The 20468-nt window shown below is 56.0% G+C and carries 17 protein-coding genes; 10 read left to right on the forward strand and 7 right to left on the reverse strand.

Annotated features, from left to right (window positions below; all coding sequences use genetic code 11):
* Nucleotides 1-34: 34 nt before the first annotated feature.
* Entirely contained in the window at nucleotides 35-889 is an 855-nt protein-coding gene (locus LAO76_24425; GenBank protein MBZ5494081.1) for a transglutaminase-like domain-containing protein, read from the forward strand.
* 63 nt (nucleotides 890-952) lie between these two features.
* Here the strand turns inward: LAO76_24425 and LAO76_24430 are convergent, their stop codons facing one another.
* The 3 genes from LAO76_24430 to LAO76_24440 all read right to left on the reverse strand — a co-directional run bounded on the left by LAO76_24430 (nucleotide 953) and on the right by LAO76_24440 (nucleotide 4049).
* A complete protein-coding gene (locus LAO76_24430) occupies nucleotides 953-3427 on the reverse strand; it encodes an ABC transporter permease (GenBank protein MBZ5494082.1) in 2475 nt (824 codons plus the stop codon).
* 141 nt (nucleotides 3428-3568) lie between these two features.
* Complete coding sequence (locus LAO76_24435; protein MBZ5494083.1) at nucleotides 3569-3832, reverse strand: DUF2442 domain-containing protein; 264 nt, start codon at nucleotides 3830-3832, stop codon at nucleotides 3569-3571.
* A complete protein-coding gene (locus tag LAO76_24440) occupies nucleotides 3804-4049 on the reverse strand; it encodes a DUF4160 domain-containing protein (GenBank protein ID MBZ5494084.1) in 246 nt (81 codons plus the stop codon). Before LAO76_24440 ends, LAO76_24435 begins: the two co-directional genes overlap by 29 nt.
* 354 nt (nucleotides 4050-4403) lie before the next feature.
* Between LAO76_24440 and LAO76_24445 the strand changes: the two genes are divergently transcribed.
* From LAO76_24445 to LAO76_24455, 3 genes are all read left to right on the forward strand, one after another.
* On the forward strand, nucleotides 4404-4628 hold the full coding sequence (locus tag LAO76_24445) for a hypothetical protein (protein ID MBZ5494085.1): 225 nt from the start codon (nucleotides 4404-4406) through the stop codon (nucleotides 4626-4628).
* Nucleotides 4629-4728: 100 nt separating this feature from the next.
* Nucleotides 4729-6399: a B12-binding domain-containing radical SAM protein gene (locus LAO76_24450; protein ID MBZ5494086.1), complete on the forward strand. Its 1671-nt coding sequence runs from the start codon at nucleotides 4729-4731 to the stop codon at nucleotides 6397-6399.
* A 255-nt stretch (nucleotides 6400-6654) separates the two neighbouring features.
* Nucleotides 6655-7665, forward strand: a complete 1011-nt coding sequence (locus LAO76_24455) for a hypothetical protein (GenBank protein ID MBZ5494087.1) — start codon at nucleotides 6655-6657, stop codon at nucleotides 7663-7665.
* A 4-nt stretch (nucleotides 7666-7669) separates the two neighbouring features.
* On the opposite strand, the gene LAO76_24460 is transcribed toward LAO76_24455, so the two are convergent.
* Nucleotides 7670-8035 (reverse strand): hypothetical protein, encoded by a 366-nt coding sequence (locus LAO76_24460; protein ID MBZ5494088.1) that lies wholly within the window; start codon nucleotides 8033-8035, stop codon nucleotides 7670-7672.
* Between the two features lie 24 nt (nucleotides 8036-8059).
* The gene (locus LAO76_24465; GenBank protein ID MBZ5494089.1) at nucleotides 8060-9496 is read right to left on the reverse strand and encodes an APC family permease; all 1437 of its coding nucleotides are present in this window, start codon (nucleotides 9494-9496) and stop codon (nucleotides 8060-8062) included.
* Between the two features lie 247 nt (nucleotides 9497-9743).
* On the opposite strand from LAO76_24465, the gene LAO76_24470 reads away from it, so the two are divergent.
* The 3 genes from LAO76_24470 to LAO76_24480 all read left to right on the forward strand — a co-directional run bounded on the left by LAO76_24470 (nucleotide 9744) and on the right by LAO76_24480 (nucleotide 12770).
* Nucleotides 9744-11036: a hypothetical protein gene (locus LAO76_24470; protein ID MBZ5494090.1), complete on the forward strand. Its 1293-nt coding sequence runs from the start codon at nucleotides 9744-9746 to the stop codon at nucleotides 11034-11036.
* A gap of 11 nt (nucleotides 11037-11047) precedes the next feature.
* On the forward strand, nucleotides 11048-11782 hold the full coding sequence (locus LAO76_24475) for an N-acetylmuramoyl-L-alanine amidase (protein ID MBZ5494091.1): 735 nt from the start codon (nucleotides 11048-11050) through the stop codon (nucleotides 11780-11782).
* A 256-nt stretch (nucleotides 11783-12038) separates the two neighbouring features.
* Nucleotides 12039-12770, forward strand: a complete 732-nt coding sequence (locus LAO76_24480; GenBank protein MBZ5494092.1) for a hypothetical protein — start codon at nucleotides 12039-12041, stop codon at nucleotides 12768-12770.
* 1065 nt (nucleotides 12771-13835) lie between these two features.
* Here the strand turns inward: LAO76_24480 and acs are convergent.
* A complete protein-coding gene (acs, locus tag LAO76_24485; GenBank protein MBZ5494093.1) occupies nucleotides 13836-15749 on the reverse strand; it encodes an acetate--CoA ligase in 1914 nt (637 codons plus the stop codon).
* Between the two features lie 341 nt (nucleotides 15750-16090).
* Between acs and LAO76_24490 the strand changes: the two genes are divergently transcribed.
* Nucleotides 16091-16942, forward strand: a complete 852-nt coding sequence (locus tag LAO76_24490; protein MBZ5494094.1) for a dienelactone hydrolase family protein — start codon at nucleotides 16091-16093, stop codon at nucleotides 16940-16942.
* Nucleotides 16943-17371: 429 nt separating this feature from the next.
* Here LAO76_24490 and LAO76_24495 read toward each other — a convergent pair whose 3' ends face one another.
* The gene (locus LAO76_24495; GenBank protein ID MBZ5494095.1) at nucleotides 17372-18022 is read right to left on the reverse strand and encodes a DUF480 domain-containing protein; all 651 of its coding nucleotides are present in this window, start codon (nucleotides 18020-18022) and stop codon (nucleotides 17372-17374) included.
* Nucleotides 18023-18158: 136 nt separating this feature from the next.
* Between LAO76_24495 and LAO76_24500 the strand changes: the two genes are divergently transcribed.
* Together LAO76_24500 and LAO76_24505 are read left to right on the forward strand one after the other, a co-directional pair.
* Nucleotides 18159-18965, forward strand: a complete 807-nt coding sequence (locus tag LAO76_24500) for a hypothetical protein (protein MBZ5494096.1) — start codon at nucleotides 18159-18161, stop codon at nucleotides 18963-18965.
* Between the two features lie 204 nt (nucleotides 18966-19169).
* Nucleotides 19170-20363, forward strand: coding sequence for a restriction endonuclease (locus LAO76_24505; GenBank protein ID MBZ5494097.1), 1194 nt, complete (start codon nucleotides 19170-19172; stop codon nucleotides 20361-20363).
* Nucleotides 20364-20468: the final 105 nt, after the last annotated feature.

Raw genomic sequence — 20468 nt, forward strand, 5'->3', positions numbered from 1 at the left:
GATTTTCAGCCTCCGTTTGAACTAGAATTTATAGGTGATCACCGGAGCCAGTTCAGACATCATCCAGGCATTTGCCGCGCTGGTGGGTTCGGAAATCGAAGACGAGCGGGTCGATCTTCTGCGCTCCGCGCTGACTTTTTCCCGAATTGAAGATCCGCAACTCGATATCGAGCATTACGTGCGGCGCGTGGACGAACTGGCCGCGCGCGTGGCAGAAAAAATCGACGACCCGGACGATCCCGTGCAGATCATTGCCGCGTTGAACGACGTGCTTTTCCAGGAAGAGATGTTTCGCGGAAACACCGTGGATTATTACAGTCCACGAAATTCTTTTCTTCATGATGTGCTCGACCGCCGCCTGGGTATTCCCATTACTCTGGCGCTGGTCTATATGGAAGTGGCGCGGCGCGTGAGTTTTCAGTTATTCGGCGTCGGAATGCCGGGACATTTTCTGCTCAAGCACTATGACGTGGATGGCCATTCCATTTTAATTGACGCTTTTGAGCGCGGGTCAATCGTGACTGAGGACGATTGCCGCCAGAAGCTCGACAGCATTTATGCTGGCCAGGTGGCGCTGCAACCCGAATTTCTTCTGGCCGTAACGCGCCGCCAGATGCTGACACGCATGCTGAACAACCTGCGCACGGTTTACCTTTCCCAGCGCGATTTCCGCCGAGCTGTGCAGGTGGTGGACCTGATCCTGGTGATCTATCCGCGCTCGCCTGAAGACATGAAGCAGCGCGCGGTGCTGCGGTATAACCTCAACGATTATCGCGGCGCGCTGAGCGATTTTGATGAGTACGTAAAGATGTCTCCTGACGCTTCCGACGCTGAAGAGATCCGGCAGACCGCGCTGTCACTGCGGCGGTCAATGGCGATGATGAACTAATCTGCAATCCCGAGTGCGACTTGGGCGATCTCTGGGTTTCAGCTCGTTGCAATCGCTATTCCACTACTCTCCGCGCAATGCTTCCACAGGATCAATTGTGGCTGCGCGGCGCGAAGGCAGATAGCTTGCCAGCAGCGCCGTGGCCACAAGCCCAATGGAAACCGCGCTGTAGGTCAATAGATCGACAGGCTTCACGCCAAAGAGCAAAGTGGAAAGAAAGCGCATGCAGATCAATGCAGCCACCAGTCCAAAGGCGACGCCAATCGCGCTGAGCGCCAGCCCATGGCGGACAAACATTCCGGTGAGCTCGCTCCGCTGCGCACCCATCGCCATGCGAATGCCGATCTCGCGTGTGCGCTGCGAAACCGAGTAAGCGATCACGCCGTAGATGCCCACGGTCCCAAGCAGGAGCGCCATTACGCCCGCAACACCGAGCATCAGCAGAGTGAATGAAGTGCGCGCCATGGAACTGCGATAGAAATAATCCACGGTATGCACTTTAGCCAGCGGCAAGTTGGGATCCACCGACCAGACAGCCTGCCGCACTTCTTTCATCAGGCTTTCTGTGCCCGCGCGCGGAGTGCGCAGAGTGAATGAAACCTCGCGGCGCGTGCTTACTCCATTGCCTTCAAAGTTGCGCATCAGCAACGGCCAATAGACCACGGTGGAGGGCTTCTGGTTCAGGCCGTCGTCGTACACGTTACTCACCACGCCAACCACTTCGCGCCAGTCGTCAGTTGAGCCCACGCGAATGCGTTTGCCCAGTGCGGCGGCAGGATCGTGCCACAGGTCGCGCGCCACATTTTCTGAAACAAGCGCCACTGGATTCATGTTGTAGATATCGGTCCAGGTCAGGTCGCGTCCCGCCAGCAGAGGAGTTCCCATGGTTTTGAGGAAGCCGGGTGAAATCCATTTAAAGCGCCGCAGTGCCGCCAGTTCACCCGGCCGATAGGTGTGGTCTTCAGCAAATACCGGATCGAAGCTTCCGTTTCCATCGAGCGGAATGCTGGTAGAGAGCCCGATGGACGTGACGCCCGGCACCGCCTCCACTTTGTGCATGATTTCTTCAAACTTGCGTGGGACATTCTGATCTTCGGCCACCACGCTCTTGGGCAGGGCGATGGTGAACGTCTGAATTTCTTCAGGCGCGCTAAAGCCGGGTTGCACACGCGTGAGGGCGATGAAGGTGCGCGTCATCAAACCGGAACAGATCAGCGCCAGCAGCGCCAGCGCCACCTGTATCACCACCAGCACGCTGCGCGCGCGATGCTGCTCGCGGCTCTGGCTCATGCCGCGAGCGCCTTCACGCAGACCGGTAGCCAGCCGCGCGCCCGCGTATTTGAAAATGGGAATCGAGCCGAACAAGATGCTGGCCAGCAGTGCCACGCCGAGGGTGAACAGCAAGACCCAGCCATCCATGCCAATCTCATGCACGCGCGGCAAGCTGCGTGGCGCCGCAGATACCAGCAGACGCAACGCGCCATAAGCGATGCCCAATCCAAGCAGGCTGCCCAAGAATCCCAGCACCAGGCTTTCAAACAGCAGCTCAGAAGCAATGCGTCCCCAGCCCGCGCCCAGCGCTGAGCGGATCGCCAATTCCTGGCGGCGTCCGTCCACGCGCACCAGCACCAGGTTGGCGACATTGGCGCAGGCAATCAACAGCACCAGCCCAATCGCCCCCATCAGCACCCAGAGCGTCTTGCCGATGTCGCCAACCACGCGGTCCTTCAACGGTGAAATTTTGGGTTCAAGGCGCGCGTCCTGAAACATCTTCAGGCTGAAGCCCGGGGGCGCAGGGAAGCTCGAGAGCACGACGGGCAGCATACGGGCCACGTCAGAGCTGGCTTGCTCAACTGTGACGCCCGGCTTAAGCCGCGCCACCGTGAAGTAACTGAAATTTCCCAGAAAGATCTTGGGCCGGTCGAATTGAAAAGGCACCAGCACTGCCGGATCATCCTGATCAAGTATGTGAAAGTCCCTGGGCATGACGCCGATGACCTGCGTCTGCTTGCCATCCACCTTGATGTTCTGTCCCACAATGCCGCGATCGCCACCAAACTTCTGTTGCCAGTAGCCATACATCAGGATGGCGGTGAGCGGACTGCTGGGCAGATCATCCTGGCGGGAAAAGCCGCGGCCCAGCACGGGATTGACGCCCAGAATCGAGGTCATCCCGTCCGTCATACGCTGCGCCCGTACCTGTTCCGGCTCGCCAATTCCGGTGATGCTGACCGAATCGCCGGTCATCATGGCAATGTCCTGAAAGCTGTGGTTCTGGTCGCGATAGATAAAGTAGTTGGAAGGCGCGCCCGGGAATGTTCCGGCCGAATTGATCCCCGGAGCCGCATGGGCAATGGTTACCAGTTGTTCCGGCTTGGGATACGGCAGCGGCCTCAGCAGAATCCCCTCAAGCACGCTGAAGACAACCGTATTGGCGCCCACGCCGGCAGCCAGGGTGATTAGCGTGACCGCGGTAAACATGGGAGTGCGGACCAGCCGACGAAGGACTTGCCTGAGTTGTGAGTTGAAATTCCCCATTTGAAGACCGCTCCCTTCGCCGGACGCGCTGGCACACGTATATAGACGGACTAAGACTGCCTTTTATGAATACGTAAGCTGAAGAAAAAAGTTTGCAGAAAATTCAAAGGTGATCTGAAAAAGATTATAGGCGGCGCGGGATTAGCGGGCTTTGCGTGGAGCCGGTGCACCGCGCAGGAGACCTTCGGTGCTGAGGTCTTCGTCGAGGTCGGGCCAGTGGATGCCGTATCCGCCGCCGGCGATTTTCCAGTTCATTCTTTGTTTAGGTGTGGCATTCAGCAGCGTGGGATACCAAGTGAGAGGCACGGTAATCGTTCGGCCATCTTTCAGGGCCACACTCAGGGCGGAGTCAGTGAACGAAACTTCGGCTACTCTCTCATCCGCGCCGAGTGCCAAAATGCCCATGCCAAGCCTCCAGGAGCTGTTGCTGATGCTCCACTATGATGCCATACAACACACCCAATTCACGCGCATTAAAGCCAAAATTTTGGGCCAACGCAACTGGATCGAGCCAGAACTTTACCGACAGATCATCTCGATCTACGTGCACATGTGGTGGTTCGTTTGGCTCGTGACTATAGAAATAGAGTCGGTACGGTCCGGAACGAAGCACGGTTGGCATGCGATGGGATTGTAACAAGTAAGCAAAAAAAACACTCGTTGCTCATCTTTCACCTCTTTTGCAAGGGATGGAATTGCGCCGTTCACCGCACCATACCCGATTTCTTTTGTTGCAAACTCTGCGTTGTAGTTGAGTAGGAATCCAAATCGAATCCATGCCAGCTGAGCGCCCTGTCCCTAAAAACCGTCAATTTTTTCTTTCCAAAATTTGTAACGCTTTTGCATGGCCGTGCACATAACAGTACGTATGACGTGTCGCGGCCGCATGAGAGCGGCCCCCCGTCGATCTTAACTCCGGGCTCTTTAACAACCCTGGCTCCCAAAGTATCCAACTTGCACGAGGAGGACGACTCAAATGGCACCAATCGATTCGAAGGTTCAAACTGAGCTTCAAGACATATTCAAATTCATCCACTGGCGGATTCCAGATCCGGGCCCGCCATGGCTGTTTCAACTACATGACAAAGAGGCGCTTGTGAAAGTGGCGCTGGCGCAACTGCAGATGGAAAAAGAAGTCCTGCAAGCGCAGAGCAAGGCGATTGATGCGCACATCTCGGCGCTCAATCAAAGGAAGGGCTGATCCTGTTACCGTTCGGCGGTCCCGCAAAAAACGGGGCCGCTGGGCTGTTTTCTCACTGCCCGCTTTTATCTTCCCCATCTTACGGCAAGGAGAGCACGCCATGAATCGAGAGATTTCCCACGAAGTTGCTGCAAGCAGCGGAACGCTGTTTTCTCATCAAAGCCGTGACACGTCGCGGCCAGTGATGCTGATCGGATTTCAGGAACAGACCAATCTTGGTCTGGGGTACCTGGCTTCCACGCTGCGAAGTCATGGCTACCGCGCCGAGATACTTGACTTCGAGCAGCCGCGGGAAGAAATCCTGCGGGCTGCGCAAGAGATGAATCCGGTGGTGATCGGCTTTTCCCTGATATTCCAGTTCTACATTGAACAGTTTGAAGAGCTGGCAGGCTATCTGCGCCAGAACGGTATTTCATGCCATTTCACCATGGGCGGTCATTACCCCAGTCTGAGCTATCAACAGGCGCTCGAACTTGCTCCCGCCGTAGACAGCGCCGTGCTTTTTGAGGGTGAGTTGACGATGTTGGAATTGGTGGATCGCGTTAGCCTGGGGCAGGAATGGCGGGGAATCGATGGAATCGCATACCGGCAGGAGAGCCAGATAGTCGACAACCCGCTACGCGCGCTGGTACGTGACCTGGATGACTTGCCATATCCCGACCGCGACCAGAGGCCTATGAGTCTCCTGGGCCGGCGGGTAGCGCCCATGCTGGCAAGCAGGGGCTGTATTCGCACGTGTTCCTTCTGTTCTATCTACGTTTTCTACCGCACGGCGCCGGGCAAGGTTGTGCGCACGCGCAACCCGGTGCGCGTGGTGGAAGAAATGCGGATGCTGCATGAGCGCGACGGAATCACCATCTTTCTTTTTCAGGATGACGATTTTCCGCTCTACGGGCCGGTATGGCGGCGCTGGGCGAATGACTTTGTGGATGCGCTGCATGCCGCTGGGCTCGCCCGCCGCATTATCTGGAAGATCAATTGCCGCGCCGATGCGGTTGAACCAGAGTTGATGACGCGAATGCGGGACGCGGGACTGTATCTGGTTTATATGGGATTGGAATCCGGTAGCGCGCAAGGACTTACCACACTGCACAAAGGAATCAACGTAGAACAGAATCTGCGGGCAGTGAAAATCCTGAAGGATTTAGACATCATGTTCGAGTATGGGTTCATGCTGTTTGATCCCTCTTCAACGTTCGAATCCGTGCGCGAAAACCTGGAGTTTCTCCGCACTATCGTCGGCGACGGCAGCTCCGCCGCTTCATTCTGCCGTATGGTCCCCTATGATGGAACACCCATCAAAGAGGAACTTGCCAAAACTGGACGACTCAAAGGCGACGTTCTGCACCCTGACTATGATTTCCTTGATCCCCGGCTGGATGCGCTTTTCTATGACCTGAACCAGATGGTGCATGTATCCGGCTGGATCCACGGTATTGGCGCGCTGACGCCGCAACTGCAATATGCCAAAGCCGAAGTAGCCGCCATGCGAGGCCTCTTTCCGCCGCTGGAAGGGCTGGCGCAATATCATGAAAAGCTGCAGGAAATTACCCAGGCTGCCAATGAATTCCTGTTTGACGTGGTACAGCAGGTTTGGGATTCCTACTCCGTGGGCGTGGAGGCCAGATGCACGCCGGAGACGATCAGAGCGGCTTGCCTGGCTTTCCAGAGAGATTTGCTGGAGGAACGGAATGCATTCGTCGCCGGCCAGCAGTCTGTTCTGTTGCAGGCATTGAGACAGGAGACGGCGCTCGAACCTTCTCTGGCGTGAGTTGGAAAAGGCACCGGGTTGCAGCGCCCTGATTTCAATTTCTAGTTTGGGTCTGAAAGCCCGCGATTCTAAGACACACACCGCGGCGGTGCAGTTTTTGTGCCTACCCTTACCCCAAATACAGAACGCGATTTCCAATGATGGCTATCAAGTCGCGTGAAACGTTTTGGCCTGTTGCGTCACCTTCCGTCAGGGCCTTAGTCCCAGACCCATCTGTTGGCAGGTTTTCCTGGACTGGAACGTCGGAGGCGCAAAATGAGCGATATGAATATAAGCCAGGCAGCGTTCTGGAGTGTTGTCGTTATGGCCGTGGTGGCCGTTATTGCTCTTTTCCTCTACGAAAAAATCGCGATAACCCTGAAGGGGCTGGGCGGCGCTTTGCTTAAACTGACGGGATCCAAGAAACCGCCGGTCAGTGACAAAGATCCATCGTCTGCCCATCTCGGGGAAAGCGCCTCTGCTGATGGCCTTGCTATCGCATCGCCTGCCGCACTGCGAGAATCATCTCGTTTCCCGGCTTGGCTCTCTCGGCATTGGCTGAAGATTTCGGTCACGTTGACATTTGCATTTGTGGTCATGCCATTCTGGTGGTGGAATTGCCACCCGGAAGCATGGAAGCTTGAGCTATCAACCCATATTTCCGAGGCGTGGGGATTGTGGAAGCTAGGTCCCAAGGCGCCGATGCATGAGGCCCAGAGCGGCCATACGCTTCAGGGACTCACACGACTGCTGGATGGTTATGCGGACATACTTGGCCGCGATCCGCATCGCGCGATTGAAGTCTGGGTGGTGGACCACTACTGGCAATACTGGAACACTGACACCTTCAATGACTATATGCGCGCGAATCGACGGTTCGTTGACAGCGGCGGCAAGATTCATCGCATGTTTATTCTGGCCGACGATGATCTAAAAAATCCGCAGGTGACGGCGGTGCTGCGCAACCAGTGCGAAAAGATTGGCGCTGACGTGTGGCGCGGCGATGCGGCGGCCATCGCGAACAAAGCGGAGTACCAGATCACAGCCAACTCATTTAAGCAGATGCCATACACTGAGACCGGATTCCAGTCTTTTGACGTGCTCCAACTGGAAGACCTGACGTATTACTCCTCTGACTTTTCTCCGGATTATCGGGTGGTCGGCGCTTCAACGTGGTTCTATGGGCAAACGCTCGACCTGAAGCCGTTGTTTAATAAATCCATTGCGCAGAAAATCGATTGCTCATCGTGGCGGAATCAAGTCGCCCAAAGTCTACAAAGCCAATGAGTGCCTAGCGGCAGGTGAGCGTGGCGGACGCAAATTTTATGCCACGAACGGTTCCGCTGTTTCTGATGGTTGCCGGCGTGGTGGTTGCGCTCAGACACTTGGCCAAACCCATGGAGTCGATGCTGGTATTGCCCGGGGCAGAAGTTGACCATGTGCCTATTGTGTCCGGAGTGAGCGGACAATTGCCGCTGACGCTGGAGACCGTGGCAAACTGTACCTCGTCGTCTGGCGGAGCCGCAAGATGGTCAGAGATGGCGCTTATAGGCGCTACGATGGCGGTGATGTTGCAATTATTCTGCGGAACGCCGCCGCAGCCGACGCATGAGACGCCAAGCAAAATCGCAGCCAGAAATAACAATGAAGTCTTCATGCGGCACCGCTTGCTGCGCTGATTCTATACCTGTTGCACGGTTGCAGCCCTTGCTTTGTTTCTTGCGCCGCGCCAGTAAAGAATCAAGCCGGTGCCTATGAATGCCACGGTGCAGCCAACAAGTTTGGCTTCAAACAGAGCTTTGTTCTCTCCGCCGGGAGGGATCGCCGCCAGCACCATTGAACCCAGCGTAATCAGAAACGCGAGTGAGCCGGCAATCCAGATTCCTGGCATGCCGCCCGGAACCAGCACGGCTTGTCCGTCGGCGCGGTCAGACCGATGAGCAAGCTTAATGGCCGCCGCGTACATATAAAGGAAGGGAATGAAGTAGAGAATCACTGACATGGAAACCAGAAATTGATACGCACCGATGACCGTGGCGTTGATCTGTGAAAGCACAAGGATCGCCGCCGAGATCACGGCTTGAATCAGGATGGAAATATATGGAGTCTTCCATTTGGGGTGGATCTTGCCGAAATACGCAGGCAAGTAATGATCGATTCCGGCGACAAACGGCACGCGCGCAACGCCGGCCACCGTCGCGCCTACGCCTCCAGCGTTGCCGACCGTCACCAGCAAAGCCGCGAGCATTCCAAACCAGGCGATCCCCAGCGCGGCGGAGCCAAAGCTGATGCCGCCAAACACTCCGTTGCGGGGATCAATCTGATCCGCCGGCAAAAGCCAGAGTAGCGCCATGGTGCCCAGAACGTAAATCACGGCAATCAGTCCGGTGGAGGCATAGATGGCGCGAGGAAAAGTCTTGTGGGGCTCGCGGATCTCTTCACTCATGGCGCAGACCAGTTCCATGCCGGTAAAAGCAAACGCAATGCTCGACCAGAAATTCAGCTTGTCGATATCAGGCGGCCATTCCGGCCAGAGCCGCGGCCAGGAAAAATGCGTCGCGCTGCCGCGATGCATGGCCAGGTAAGTTCCAATGCCCACCAGCATCACCAGCGGTACGTACGTGGAAATGCCGCCGGCATTCTGCAGCCATTTGCCGATATCGAGCCCAACGATGTTGAACAGCACCGCAATCGCCAGCAATCCCAGGGACGCCCAGAGTAAATATTTTGGGCTGCCCGCCAGCCACGCATACTTTGGTCCGCCAATGTACACAGACATGGCCACGCTGGCGGTGAGCAGTCCGGGGAAATAAAAGAACGTATAAATCCAGTACGCCCAGCCAGCCACAAAGCCGTGGAAGTCGCCAAACGCCTCTTTGCTCCACACGTAAAGGCCGCCTTCCGCCGGATAGCGTGTGGAAAGCTCAATAATGATCAGCGCCGTGGGCAGAAAGAAGAACACGGCGGCCAGCACCCACAGGCTGATGGACGAAGTACCGTTGTGCGCGGCGGCGGCAATCCAGCGCGGGCCCAGCACGGCGGCGATGTTGAACAACAGCACGTCCCAGAAGCCCATGGCGCGGCGCAACTGTGATTTTGGAGCGGTTTCCTCGGCCATTCATTCCTTCCCAGTTTCCGTGGCGTGGATTCGAGCGAGCGACAACATTCTATACGGTGCGCCTGTAAGCCGTTCATCCCCCGCAAAGAACTCCAGCCGTTTCGGTCGGCAGCTTTTGCAAAAGTCGGCGTGAAGCGACGAATACAATAATCTGGTGAAGGGAAGCGGCATCTTTTTACGTCATTAAGAAGTATCACACGCAAATTTTTTAGCGCCGCGCAATAGTTCCCGGCGCACGGGGGCAAGCATGCTGAAAACTCTCGACATTTTGATTGGCGTAGCCACGGTAATGCTGTTGTTCAGCATGGCTGTCACCATCGTTACGCAGTTTGTGTCCAACCTGATGCAAAGCCGGGGCAAAAACCTGCTGGAAGGCCTGTCCGGCCTGCTGAAGCAGATTGATCCCAATATCGGCAAGGAAGCCGCCGACAAGATTGCGGAAACATTGCTCAAGCATCCGCTGGTGGCTGAGGCCAACGGAAAGCTGGGCGAAGTCATCCATCGTGAAGAATTCACCACTCTTCTTATGGGGCTCTCCGCGGGAGAAAGCGCGGCCACGCTTGAGCCGGTCGCCAAGAAAGCGCTGGATGATCTGCTGGCGAAAAATGGCATTACCGATCCTGCGGGAACACTGAAAAATATTCGGGCTACGGCGCTCCAACTGGAAGCGCTCCGTCCTGATCTGGCGAATGATGTCCGTCATGGAATGGCCATCCTGCAGGAAGCCAAAAGCCAGTTTGTCGCCAAGGTCCACGGCTGGTTTGACCAGACGATTGACCGAGTCAGCTCACGCTTTACCGTCACGGCGCGCGTTGTCACTTTTATTGCCGCGCTGGTTATTGCCATCACGGTACAGCTCGATACGTTTGCCCTGGTGAACCGCCTTTCCGTGGATGACCAGTTTCGTGACGCAGTGAAAGCCGGCGCGCAGAAAGTGGTGGATGCCTCGCAGAAGGTAGCGGAAACGCCCAGCGGGAAATCCGCGCCATCAGCCACCGCATCGCCCACGCCAACGCCGGATGCTGCCGGCGCTCCAACTCCCGCCAGTTCTCCAACGGCGGCTCCGGCCGCGACTGCCACTCCGTCGTCATCGAACGCCACGGCAACTGGGGCCACGACTTCATCTCCGCAGACCTCAACTCCTTCATCTTCAAACGCGGCTGCAACCGGAAACGCGCCTTCATCCACATCTACCCCGCCTCCAACAACAGCTTCAGTCCAGAAGGACTACTACAATCTGCTTTCCACCGCCGGCCTGGTCACGCTGCCCACAGACTTTGACACCTGGTGGGACAAGTGGACACTGGCAAAGGTCCCGGGCATTCTGCTTTCCGCCTTGCTGCTGAGCCTGGGCGCGCCATTCTGGTATGGACGCCTGCAAGACTTATTGAAGCTGCGCTCTTCCATCGCACAGAATGACGCTACGCAACGCTGCATTCGCCAGACCACGCAAGCTCCAGGCGATGGTTCCGGCACGCCAACAGCCGTTGTGAACGTCGGCGTGGGCGGTGAACAGGGCGACGTTAACGCAGTAGGATAAGGAGCTGAGCCATGAAAACATTCGTCGGTTGCGCCCCGGTAAACTTCCGGCGCGGACGGCCAGCGGGTTTCAAGCCGGAAGCCATCGTCATCCACATTGGTGAAGGCAGCCTGCGCAGCATTGATATGCAGTTCAGCGATCCCAACGCCAGGGTCTCCGCGCATTACTGCGTCAGCAAAAGCGGCGACATTCACCAGTACGTTGACGAAAAGGACACCGCGTATCATGCCGGAACCATTGACAAGCCGGAATGGTCCGGACTGAAGCCGGGCAGCGCGCCGGGAACTTTTATCAACCCGAATTTCTATACCATTGGCATTGAGCATGAAGGTTTTGCCGACGACCAGTGGCCGGATACCCAGCTTGCCGCCAGCGCCGCGCTGGTGGGCGAAATCGCCCAGCGCTGGAGCATTCCGCTGGACCAGGACCACGTGATTCGCCACCACCAGATACGCTTTCTCAAGTCCTGTCCTGGCAACGTCATCGCCATTCCCACCATTCTGGCGCGCATTCCCGCGGCGGCGCCCGTGGCTCCATCAGCGCCCACCAGCGTCAAAACCGTCAGCAATGTGCGGCTGCGCAGCGGATCTCCATCACTGGCTGCGCCCGTGCTGCGCGTTATTCCGGCCCAGACGCAGGTCCAGGTCGTCGCCGTTTTCCTCGGTGATACCGTGAACGGCAACAACCGCTGGTATTCCGACGGCACGGGAAACTTCCTCTGGGCGGGCGGAACGGACCAGCCGTAACCGCCCGTCGTTGTTCAGATAATGCATAGTTCAGATAATGCATAGAAAAAGGGCCGCATGAGAAGTGCGGCCCGATGAGGAATTGAGAAGATGTTGAGGTAAGAACCGGGCAGGGAATAGTTTTATTCCAGGCCGAGCCAAAAGATTCGGTGGTGGCTACTTTCGTCTAAAGCCAACGCCCCCAAAACAATTCTTTAGTTTCTCCATTTATTCGCCTATAATAAATTCCGACTTTATTTCTCACCAGGAGCCGGGAATGGCAATGGAGGTTGAATTATTGGCCGCCGTACAGGCCAAAACGTATGAAGCCTGTGAACAAGAGTGGAAGAGACTGCTGCAAGAGTTGCGCCTTGGATTGCTCTACGTTCCAGCAATTCAGGCAGTGCTCGCGGAGAGACGATGGAAGGAGCACCCGAACCCGATGGCGTATGTCCGCAAGGGAGCTGTGCGATGCGCGGTGAGGATGGGGATCGTGGATATCCGACCCAACCAAAATATGGAGATCCTTGCGTGCGATTTGCAATATCGAGACGAAGAAGGGGAACAGCTGGAGCATGACGACAAGCTGGGGATGGCCCTGAATGACTATGAAGACAGGTTCGGGTCAGACGCAGAGCTGCATTCCCTGGAAGACGATATAGCAGATGCGCTGAAGGACGAGAACCTGGTTGTGGATTGGGAACGGGTGGCAGAGCTGACGGACCTGGACCCGGGGGAACGACTCGTCATGGATTTAAGAGTGATCGGGTTTGGACGCGAGGCGGCGCTGGCGGCCTGCTTTACGGAGGACGATAAGCGGGTCCTTCAGGCAGCCTGGAGACGATTTGATCGACACAAAGGAGCGATCAGCGCGGTGCTGCAATCGGGCGAGCCGCAGCGGGCGAGGCGGCTGCAAAGGGAGCCCGAGGCGGAGCCGGAACTTATCTTTATCGAGACGCCGGAAGGGAAATTGAAAATTTCTTTCAGAAAACTTGTCCCGGAAAGCTGAAATCCGTGCATATGGTAATAGGGGAGCAATTGGCACTTAGCAATTGGCAACTAGCCCCTTTGTTTTAGCGGGCCAGGCTGAAGCTTGCCCAGCCGCAGAGGCCAAGGAACAATCCTCTTTACTTCTTTAGGGCACGGCTGGATCCGTGCCTCATTCCCACAATTTCACATCAACACAGAGCCGCCCGAGAGGCGGCTTTTTTATTGGAGCCAACATGATCAAGCAAAAAGGACGTTCGACCTCAGCCACTAAAGAAGAGGTTATTGCCGCATTGCACGCATGCGCGGAGAAGTTGGGGCGCGCGCCGAGATATCACGAATTGACCAAAATGAGCCGCATCACGATCAGGCATATCATGAGGCATTTTGGAACCTTCAACCAAGCACTGCGAGCAGCAGGCATGGAAGTGGGACATGCGTCCGTGTCCACGAGCATGGGTGATCTATTCCAGGATTGGGCAGAGGTGGCACGGAAAGCGAAGCGGGTGCCTTCAATCAATGACCAATCCATGCACGGGAAATACAGCGTACGGCCATTTCTTTCGAGGTTTGGAGGATGGAAAAGCGTTGCGGAGGGAATGCGCGCATTCGCCGAAAGCAGCGGCCGGGACAAGAAATACCCAGAGCTGATGAAGATGATCGCGGAATGGAGCCCACGTGGACCGGGGATGCGGAAGGCCGTGGAACGCGGACCTGATGGCGCACCTCTTGGGCACAAGCCAAGGTTATTGCCGGACCGGCCCGTGTACGGGCGTCCACTGACGCCGCCGGGGCTGGCGCATGAGCCAGTGAACGAGATGGGCGTGCTTTATCTGTTTGGCATGGTGGCTTACAAGCTGGGCTTAGTGGTAACGCACATTCAGGCGGCATTTCCGGATTGCGAGGCGTTGCGCGAAGTGGAGCGGGGACGGTGGCAGCGGCTGCTGATTGAACTGGAATTTGAAAGCCGCAATTTCCTGCTGCACAAGCACGATCCTAAAAAGTGCGATGTGATTGTGTGCTGGAAACATAACTGGGAGTCGGGATGGGGTGGTCCCGCACCGGTTGTGGGCTTTCCCTACACTCGCTACTCTTCGAGTGTGGAGAGATCGCCGACGTCGCGGCCCAGTTCCTGCGCTTTGAGCAGACGGCGGATGATCTTGCCGCTGCGCGTTTTGGGCAGCTTATCGGGGAACGCAATTTCAGAGGGCACGGCGATTGCTCCGAGCACGTGCCGCACATGCTCCTTTAATTTCTGTTCAAGCTCTGGCGAGGCCGTGTGGCCAATGCGCAGGATCACGAAAGCCTTGATGTTCTCGCCCTTGATTTCGTCGGGGCGTCCGATGACAGCCGCTTCAGCGACGGCAGGATGGCTGACCAGCGCGCCTTCAACGTCGGCGGTGCCGATGCGATGGCCGGCTACGTTCAGCACATCGTCCGCGCGGCCCACGACGGTGAAGTAGCCGTCCTGATCGCACACGGCGACGTCGCCCGTGGTGTAACAGTTGGGAACCTTGCCCCAATCCTGCGAGTAACGCGCCGGGTCACCATACACAGTGCGGAACATGTGCGGAAACGGCTTGCGGATCACCAACAGCCCGCCTTTGTTCGGCGGCATGGGATTGCCTTGCTGATCGACGACTTCAGCCACAACTCCGGGCAGCGCCTTGCCCGCCTTTGCCGGACGCGCAGCCATGATCGGCAAAGTGCCCAGGCACGGGCCGCCAGTTTCAGTTTGCCACCAGTTGTCGGCGACGAAAGCCGTGGTGCCATTGCCGCAGAGCACGCGATACACCCACTGCAACGCTTCAGGATTCAGCGGCTCGCCCGCGCAGGTGAATAGACGCAGACTGCGAAGATCGAATTTTTTCGGTAGCTCATCGCCGTGGCGCATGAACATGCGGACCGCCGTCGGCGCGGTGAAGACGACGGAGGCGCGATATTTTTCCACCAGCTCCCAGGCAATCCCAGGATTGGGATAATCAATCGCGCCTTCACGGAACAGCGTTGTCACGCCCGCAAGCAGCGGCGCGTAAACAATGTAGGAATGCCCCACAACCCAGCCGATATCCGAGGTGCAGAAATAAATATCGTCATCTCTCGCGTCCCAGAAGCGCGTCATGTGATAGTGAATTCCGACGGCATAACCGCCGTGAACGTGCACCACGCCCTTGGGTTTGCCAGTGGTCCCGCTCGTATAAAGGATGTAAAGCGGATCTTCTGAATCCATCACTTCGGCCAGGCACTCGGCTTTCTGCGCCTGCACCAGCTCGTTGAAATCCACTTCGCGCTCCGTGAGTTCGATCATCGGCTTGGCGCGCCGCAGCACCACAACTTTTTCCACCAGCTCCAGCCCGGCAATCGACTCCTGCACAATCGCGCGCAACGGCACTTGCTTGCCGCGACGGTACGTCACATCCGCAGTAAGAATCACTCGCGCCTGGGCATCTTCAATGCGGCTGCGCAGCGCGCCCACGCTGAATCCCGCATAAACCACGGAGTGCACAGCGCCAATGCGCGCGCATGCCAGCATGGAAACCACGCCTTCAAGGCACAGCGGCATATAAATAATGACTCTGTCGCCCTTCTTCACTCCCAGCGATTTCAGCGCGTTCGCCGTGCGACCAACCTGATCCAGCAACTGCCCGTACGTTACCTGCCGCTCGGTTCCATCCTCGCCCACCCATATATAGGCGACTTTATTCTTGCGGCCAGACTTCACCTGGCGATCGAGGCAGTTATAAGTGATATTGAATTTGCCGCCCTGAAACCACTCAAACGTCGGATACTTCCAGTCAAAAACTTTCGTCCACGGACGGAACCATTCCAGCTCTTTCGCGGCGTCGGCCCAGAACGCTTCAGGATCTTCCACGGACCGCTTGTATTCCGCGGCGTAATCTTTCAGGCGCGCGTTTTCGACGAGAGATTTTGGCGGCAGAAGTTCGTTTTCCGCGTGTAGTAGCTGCTCAATCCCGGCTTCAGAGTGGGCGACTGTTGACATTGACTCCTCCTCAGGCGATGCGGCCAGAAACAAATCCGGCCCACAATGCTGGCCTTGTCCTTTGCTGTGGCCTTCAGCCGAAAAATGGCGAAACGGCAAGTCAACCATCTCGCCCAGGTGGCGGCGCAGCCAATTGTAACGCCGTCAGGCAGCTATGAGCGGACATCATAAGATTAGCCTTGATGACTTGATGTGACAGGGATCACACTAGAGGACAAGCAACAAATAAGCATGAAATCTATGGGCTCCGTGGTTTAATGCAAAGGCGCTGGCCTACAACTGAAGCAGCGCTAAAATTCCTGATCAATAAATCTTCTGCCAGAGAGAGGCATTCCATCCTAATGCGTAAACTCGCGATTACTTTTGTGTCTTTGTTTTTGATGTTGTCGGCCGCGGCCCAGGTCACGCCGAAAACCGTGCACTTCATGAGCGACGACGGCAAGACTAAGCTCACAGGCTATCTATGGCTGCCTGATGGTCGCGGGCCGCATCCAGCGGTGGTAATGATGCATGGCCGGCATGGCGCTTATTCCAGCTTGGCGCACGGCGTTTATGACGCTCATACTCTCACCAAGCGCCATAAGATGTGGGGAGAATTCTGGGCGGAGCGAGGCTATGTTGCCCTGCATGTGGATGGCTTTGGCCCGCGCGGATATCCCGCCGGTTTCGCCAAAGGAACATATTCAGATAGGCCTGAAGAATTGAATGAAGTCACGATTCGTCCCTTTGATGCCTACGGTGCGCTCCGCTATCTGCGCACACGCAATGACGTGGCGGCGGATCGAATCGGCCTGCAAGGATGGTCGAACGGCGCCAGCGCCACGCTTTCATCCATGGCCCGCAACACGCCGGGCATGCAGGACCCGACGCCTGAAACCGGTTTTCGCGCGGCCATTGCCTTCTATCCCGGCTGCGGTTTGCAGGACCATTACAAAAAGGCTTATCGCACCTATGCGCCGGTGCTTCTCGCCATTGGCACAGACGATGAAGAAGTTTCACCGCGGCTCTGCCAGTCGCTCAATGAAACCGGCAAGCGCGATGGAGCCAAGATTGAGTTTGTACTGTACACCGGCGCGGAGCATGACTTTGACGATCCCGGCAACAAGAAGCAAAGAGTTCCTGCCAACCGCAAAGCCAAGGAAGACTCAATGCGCCGGGCCGAAGCGTTTTTCGCGCGCTACCTCAAGCCGTGAGTGAGTTGTACGGCTTTGTACAAAACCTCACCACAGATGACACTGATTAACACTGATTTACACGGATCAAAAAAGTTAATAGGCCCATTTTGAATTTGTAAATCCGTGTCATCCGTGTTCATCTCGTGGTGAGATTTGCTTTTTGTCCAAAAGCAGGGGCTGTACTGGTTCCAGATCACCGGATCACCCGATCACGTGGGATCACGATCTTCCAATCAGTGTCATCAGTGCAATCAGGGGTGAGTGTTTTGCAAATGTGGAGATGATAATTTTTGTCCAGATCACCCGATCACGCGCGATCACCCGATTCCGATCAGTGTCATCAGTGCAAATCAGTGGTAAAAGTTTTCCGCTCTTTATCCGCGGTCATCCGCGCAAATCCGCGGTAGAAGTTCCTGGTCCGTTTTATCAGTGTTAGGGTTTTTGGTTTTACTCAAATTGCTTCTTGAACTCCGCCATCTGCTGCCGCAACTCCGCCACTTCGCTGCGCAATGCCGCTACCTGTTCTTCCAGTTGAATCATGCGCTCGGCGTCAGCGGATCCCGAACTTGAGGCCGTCTCCGCCGGCGGCTCCCAGGCTTCCACGTCGCCGGAAAGCAGATGCGCGTAGCGGATTTCTTTTGTGCCCGGCCTTCGTCCCAGCGCTTTGGCCAGCGGAGGCTCGCGGCGCATGAGCTGTTGCAGGCCGGAAAGCACATCATCCAGGTGCTCAAACTGGTACATGCGCTCGGTGCGTCCGCGCAATTCGCCGGGGGTCTGCGGGCCGCGCAGCAGCAGCACGCAGATCAGTGCGGTTTCCTGTCGGGTAAAGTTGAACACCTCCTGCATGCGATGCTCATACTTGGTCACGCGCCCGTCCGCGCCGCCGGCAGGGCCGGCCAGCCGCTTGTCACTCAGGTTGCGCAGCGCCAGCCGGACCGTTTCTTCGTCAAAGTTCGTCACCGGCTCGCGATTGTTCTTCTGGTTGCAGGCGTTGATGAGCGCGTTCAGTGAAAGCGGGTAATAGTCGGGAGTGGTGATGTCTTTTTCCACCAACGAACCGAGCACCCGGGCTTCAGCGGCATTCAGGACAATATTCACGCTAACAATTTATCAGGAGCGGCGGGTGCAACGCTTAACTTCACCGCAAAGAGTTATGGACGTGAGGCGATTTGTGCGGAAAAAGAATGCGGCAGCGTGCTTCCGGCTTTAAGATGACGCAGGAGGAAATGCGGGGATGAGCCTGAGGTCGCTGGTCTGCATAGGACTGATCGGCGTTGTGTTGTCTTCCGCCGGCCATTCTCAGCCGATGCCCAAACTGGGCCAGATTCTGCCACGCGTCCAGGACCATGTAAAGGAATTCGAGAGCTCTCTTCCGGATTTTATCTGCGACGAGAAAATTACCTCCAAAGAGCTGATGGGCGGAACGACCATTCATGAGACTGACATCGACTCGACCTTCAGGGGCACGCAGAACAGAGATAAAAATCCAGACGGCAAATACGAGCCCTTTACCGAATGGCGCGATATCCAGACGATTGACGGACGGCCCGCGCCCAAAGGCCAGCAGCTTACCGGGCCGTTTCTCTTTGGCGGCGGCTTCAGCTCCATTCTGGTTGAAATCTTCTCTCCTGAAAATTCTCGGTATTTCAATTACAAGGTCATCGGGACTGACAAGGTTGATAAGAAAACTGCGGTGCTTATCAAGTTTGAGACCAAGAAAGACCAGCAGGCGCTGCTGCATCGTGAATTGTTTGGCAGCCAGTACGTCATGAAAGGCAGCGGCAAGGCGTGGATCGATCCCTCATCCATGAACGTGCTGCGGCTGGAAATCCAATATCTGGACCCGCCCATGCCGGAAGGCGTGCTGTCGCTGGCCGTCGATTACGCTCCGGTGGTGATCCAGAAAAAAACTTTCTGGATGCCCAGGACAGTCACTGCTGAACAAACCATCCCTAATCCCAGGGTGCCGGTGGGCGGTCAGTACGTTGCAGAGTACTCGAATTATCAGGAGTTTAAGGTGTCGGTAAAGATCAAGTATTAGAGGTGAGCTGCGCCAGTCGGTCATTCGGCTCTGTTGTGAGCTTTTGATTAAACTTCATCTCGAAGGGCATGAGCGGGTCCGTGTTGTCATCAGCGGGCGGGCAGCTTTGAGGGACTTTTGTTTGACATGTCCTCTTCGAGTTGACGGGAGCGGAAGATGCTGAGTTTGCCTAAAGAGTTTATTTTTGTTTAGGTGGGGGACACCGTGGCCGAAAGTCCAATCAATTCTGCTCTGCGCCAATTTGAGGCAGCGGAAGCAAATCTGACCAAACTGGAACGCCTATGGGCCGAAATTGAGAAGCTCATCCCTGAGGGTCTCCAATTTGGCAGCGATCCTGTGTATGAGGAACGGGTCCGATCATACCGCGACGTGCTTGTAGGTTTGCCCAAAATCGATGGATGGAAGCCCGAAGGTATTCCAATGGATTTAAATGCAATCTGTCAGAATCGCTTAGATGCAAAGGAACTTGGAGAAATAAGCGTAGAAATTGCTGTTGAGGAAGGCATCAATGCCCCTGGGCGTGAGCTTGCGGAATACCGCCACCGCCTCAATAAAAAACGTCGTCAGCTCATTCGAAATGCAATGAATGATCTTATCGCACGCATTGACCACACGGTCGGATTACTTGAGGAACTTGAACTTGTCGGCGAGCGGGAGGTAAATGAGGATATCGAAGGAGAAAATTGGGAAAAATTGAAGAGTCAGGTGCAAGAAATTGAAATGCTTTTAGGGAGTGCTCTTCCGCGCCCTCCGCGCTGGGGCGACCTTCAACGACACCTGGGATTCGGCATGGTACTAGATTTACGTGACATCATTCGTATGGACTGGCCTTCTGTAAAGAGCGGCCTTACCAAAGGTCTCTATGACCAAGACGAGCCGGTCCCGGTTGAAGTAGAAGACATCGGAACACTTGCTGCAACTCAGCCAACGGGAACGGTCTCAACAAAATTAAAATGGGAATCTTTGGATGACGAAGGATTTGAGCGATTGATCTTTGCTCTTATAAGTTCGACTCCTGGTTACGAAAATCCTGCGTGGCTTACGAAAACGAAGGCACCCGACAAAGGCCGGGACCTTTCAGTGATGCGTGTGCTTAATGACCCTTTAGCGGGCGCGCTTCGTAGCCGCGTAATTATTCAATGTAAACATTGGTTGACTACGAGTGTGTCTCCGGGGGACGTAGCAACTGTTAAGGAACAAATGGCCCTCTGGGATTCACCAAAAGTGGATGTACTCATATTCGCAACAAGCGGGCGATTTAGCGTGGATGCAGTTAGTCTCATCGAAAGGCACAACCAAAGCGACCGTGCCTTAAAAATCGAGATGTGGCCAGAAAGCCATTTGGAAAGCCTGCTCGCTGCACGCCCTGCGCTTATCGCAGAGTTTGGATTGAGATAGTGCTGCGGCGAAGTGTGTTGACTCTTCACCCAAAGGATCCCGCGGTCCTAATGCGCCCGGGACCCGGCCAAAAGCACAAGGTTTCAGCCAGTGTGATCTGGCTCA

The sequence above is a fragment of the Terriglobia bacterium genome, from assembly GCA_020072645.1.
In the GTDB taxonomy this organism is placed as follows: domain Bacteria; phylum Acidobacteriota; class Terriglobia; order Terriglobales; family Acidobacteriaceae; genus Angelobacter.

Bases quoted from the DNA above. Each gene is read 5' to 3' on its own strand.
- LAO76_24430 (MBZ5494082.1), bottom strand. From the start codon at position 3,427: ATGGGGAATTTCAACTCACAACTCAGGCAAGTCCTTCGTCGGCTGGTC.
- LAO76_24435 (MBZ5494083.1), bottom strand. From the start codon at position 3,832: ATGGGCATTTTGGCACTCGGCGCGGATGAGAGAGTAGCCGAAGTTTCG.
- LAO76_24440 (MBZ5494084.1), bottom strand. From the start codon at position 4,049: ATGCCAACCGTGCTTCGTTCCGGACCGTACCGACTCTATTTCTATAGT.
- LAO76_24445 (MBZ5494085.1), top strand. From the start codon at position 4,404: ATGGCACCAATCGATTCGAAGGTTCAAACTGAGCTTCAAGACATATTC.
- LAO76_24450 (MBZ5494086.1), top strand. From the start codon at position 4,729: ATGAATCGAGAGATTTCCCACGAAGTTGCTGCAAGCAGCGGAACGCTG.
- LAO76_24455 (MBZ5494087.1), top strand. From the start codon at position 6,655: ATGAGCGATATGAATATAAGCCAGGCAGCGTTCTGGAGTGTTGTCGTT.
- LAO76_24460 (MBZ5494088.1), bottom strand. From the start codon at position 8,035: ATGAAGACTTCATTGTTATTTCTGGCTGCGATTTTGCTTGGCGTCTCA.
- LAO76_24465 (MBZ5494089.1), bottom strand. From the start codon at position 9,496: ATGGCCGAGGAAACCGCTCCAAAATCACAGTTGCGCCGCGCCATGGGC.
- LAO76_24470 (MBZ5494090.1), top strand. From the start codon at position 9,744: ATGCTGAAAACTCTCGACATTTTGATTGGCGTAGCCACGGTAATGCTG.
- LAO76_24475 (MBZ5494091.1), top strand. From the start codon at position 11,048: ATGAAAACATTCGTCGGTTGCGCCCCGGTAAACTTCCGGCGCGGACGG.
- LAO76_24480 (MBZ5494092.1), top strand. From the start codon at position 12,039: ATGGCAATGGAGGTTGAATTATTGGCCGCCGTACAGGCCAAAACGTAT.
- acs (MBZ5494093.1), bottom strand. From the start codon at position 15,749: ATGTCAACAGTCGCCCACTCTGAAGCCGGGATTGAGCAGCTACTACAC.
- LAO76_24490 (MBZ5494094.1), top strand. From the start codon at position 16,091: ATGCGTAAACTCGCGATTACTTTTGTGTCTTTGTTTTTGATGTTGTCG.
- LAO76_24500 (MBZ5494096.1), top strand. From the start codon at position 18,159: ATGAGCCTGAGGTCGCTGGTCTGCATAGGACTGATCGGCGTTGTGTTG.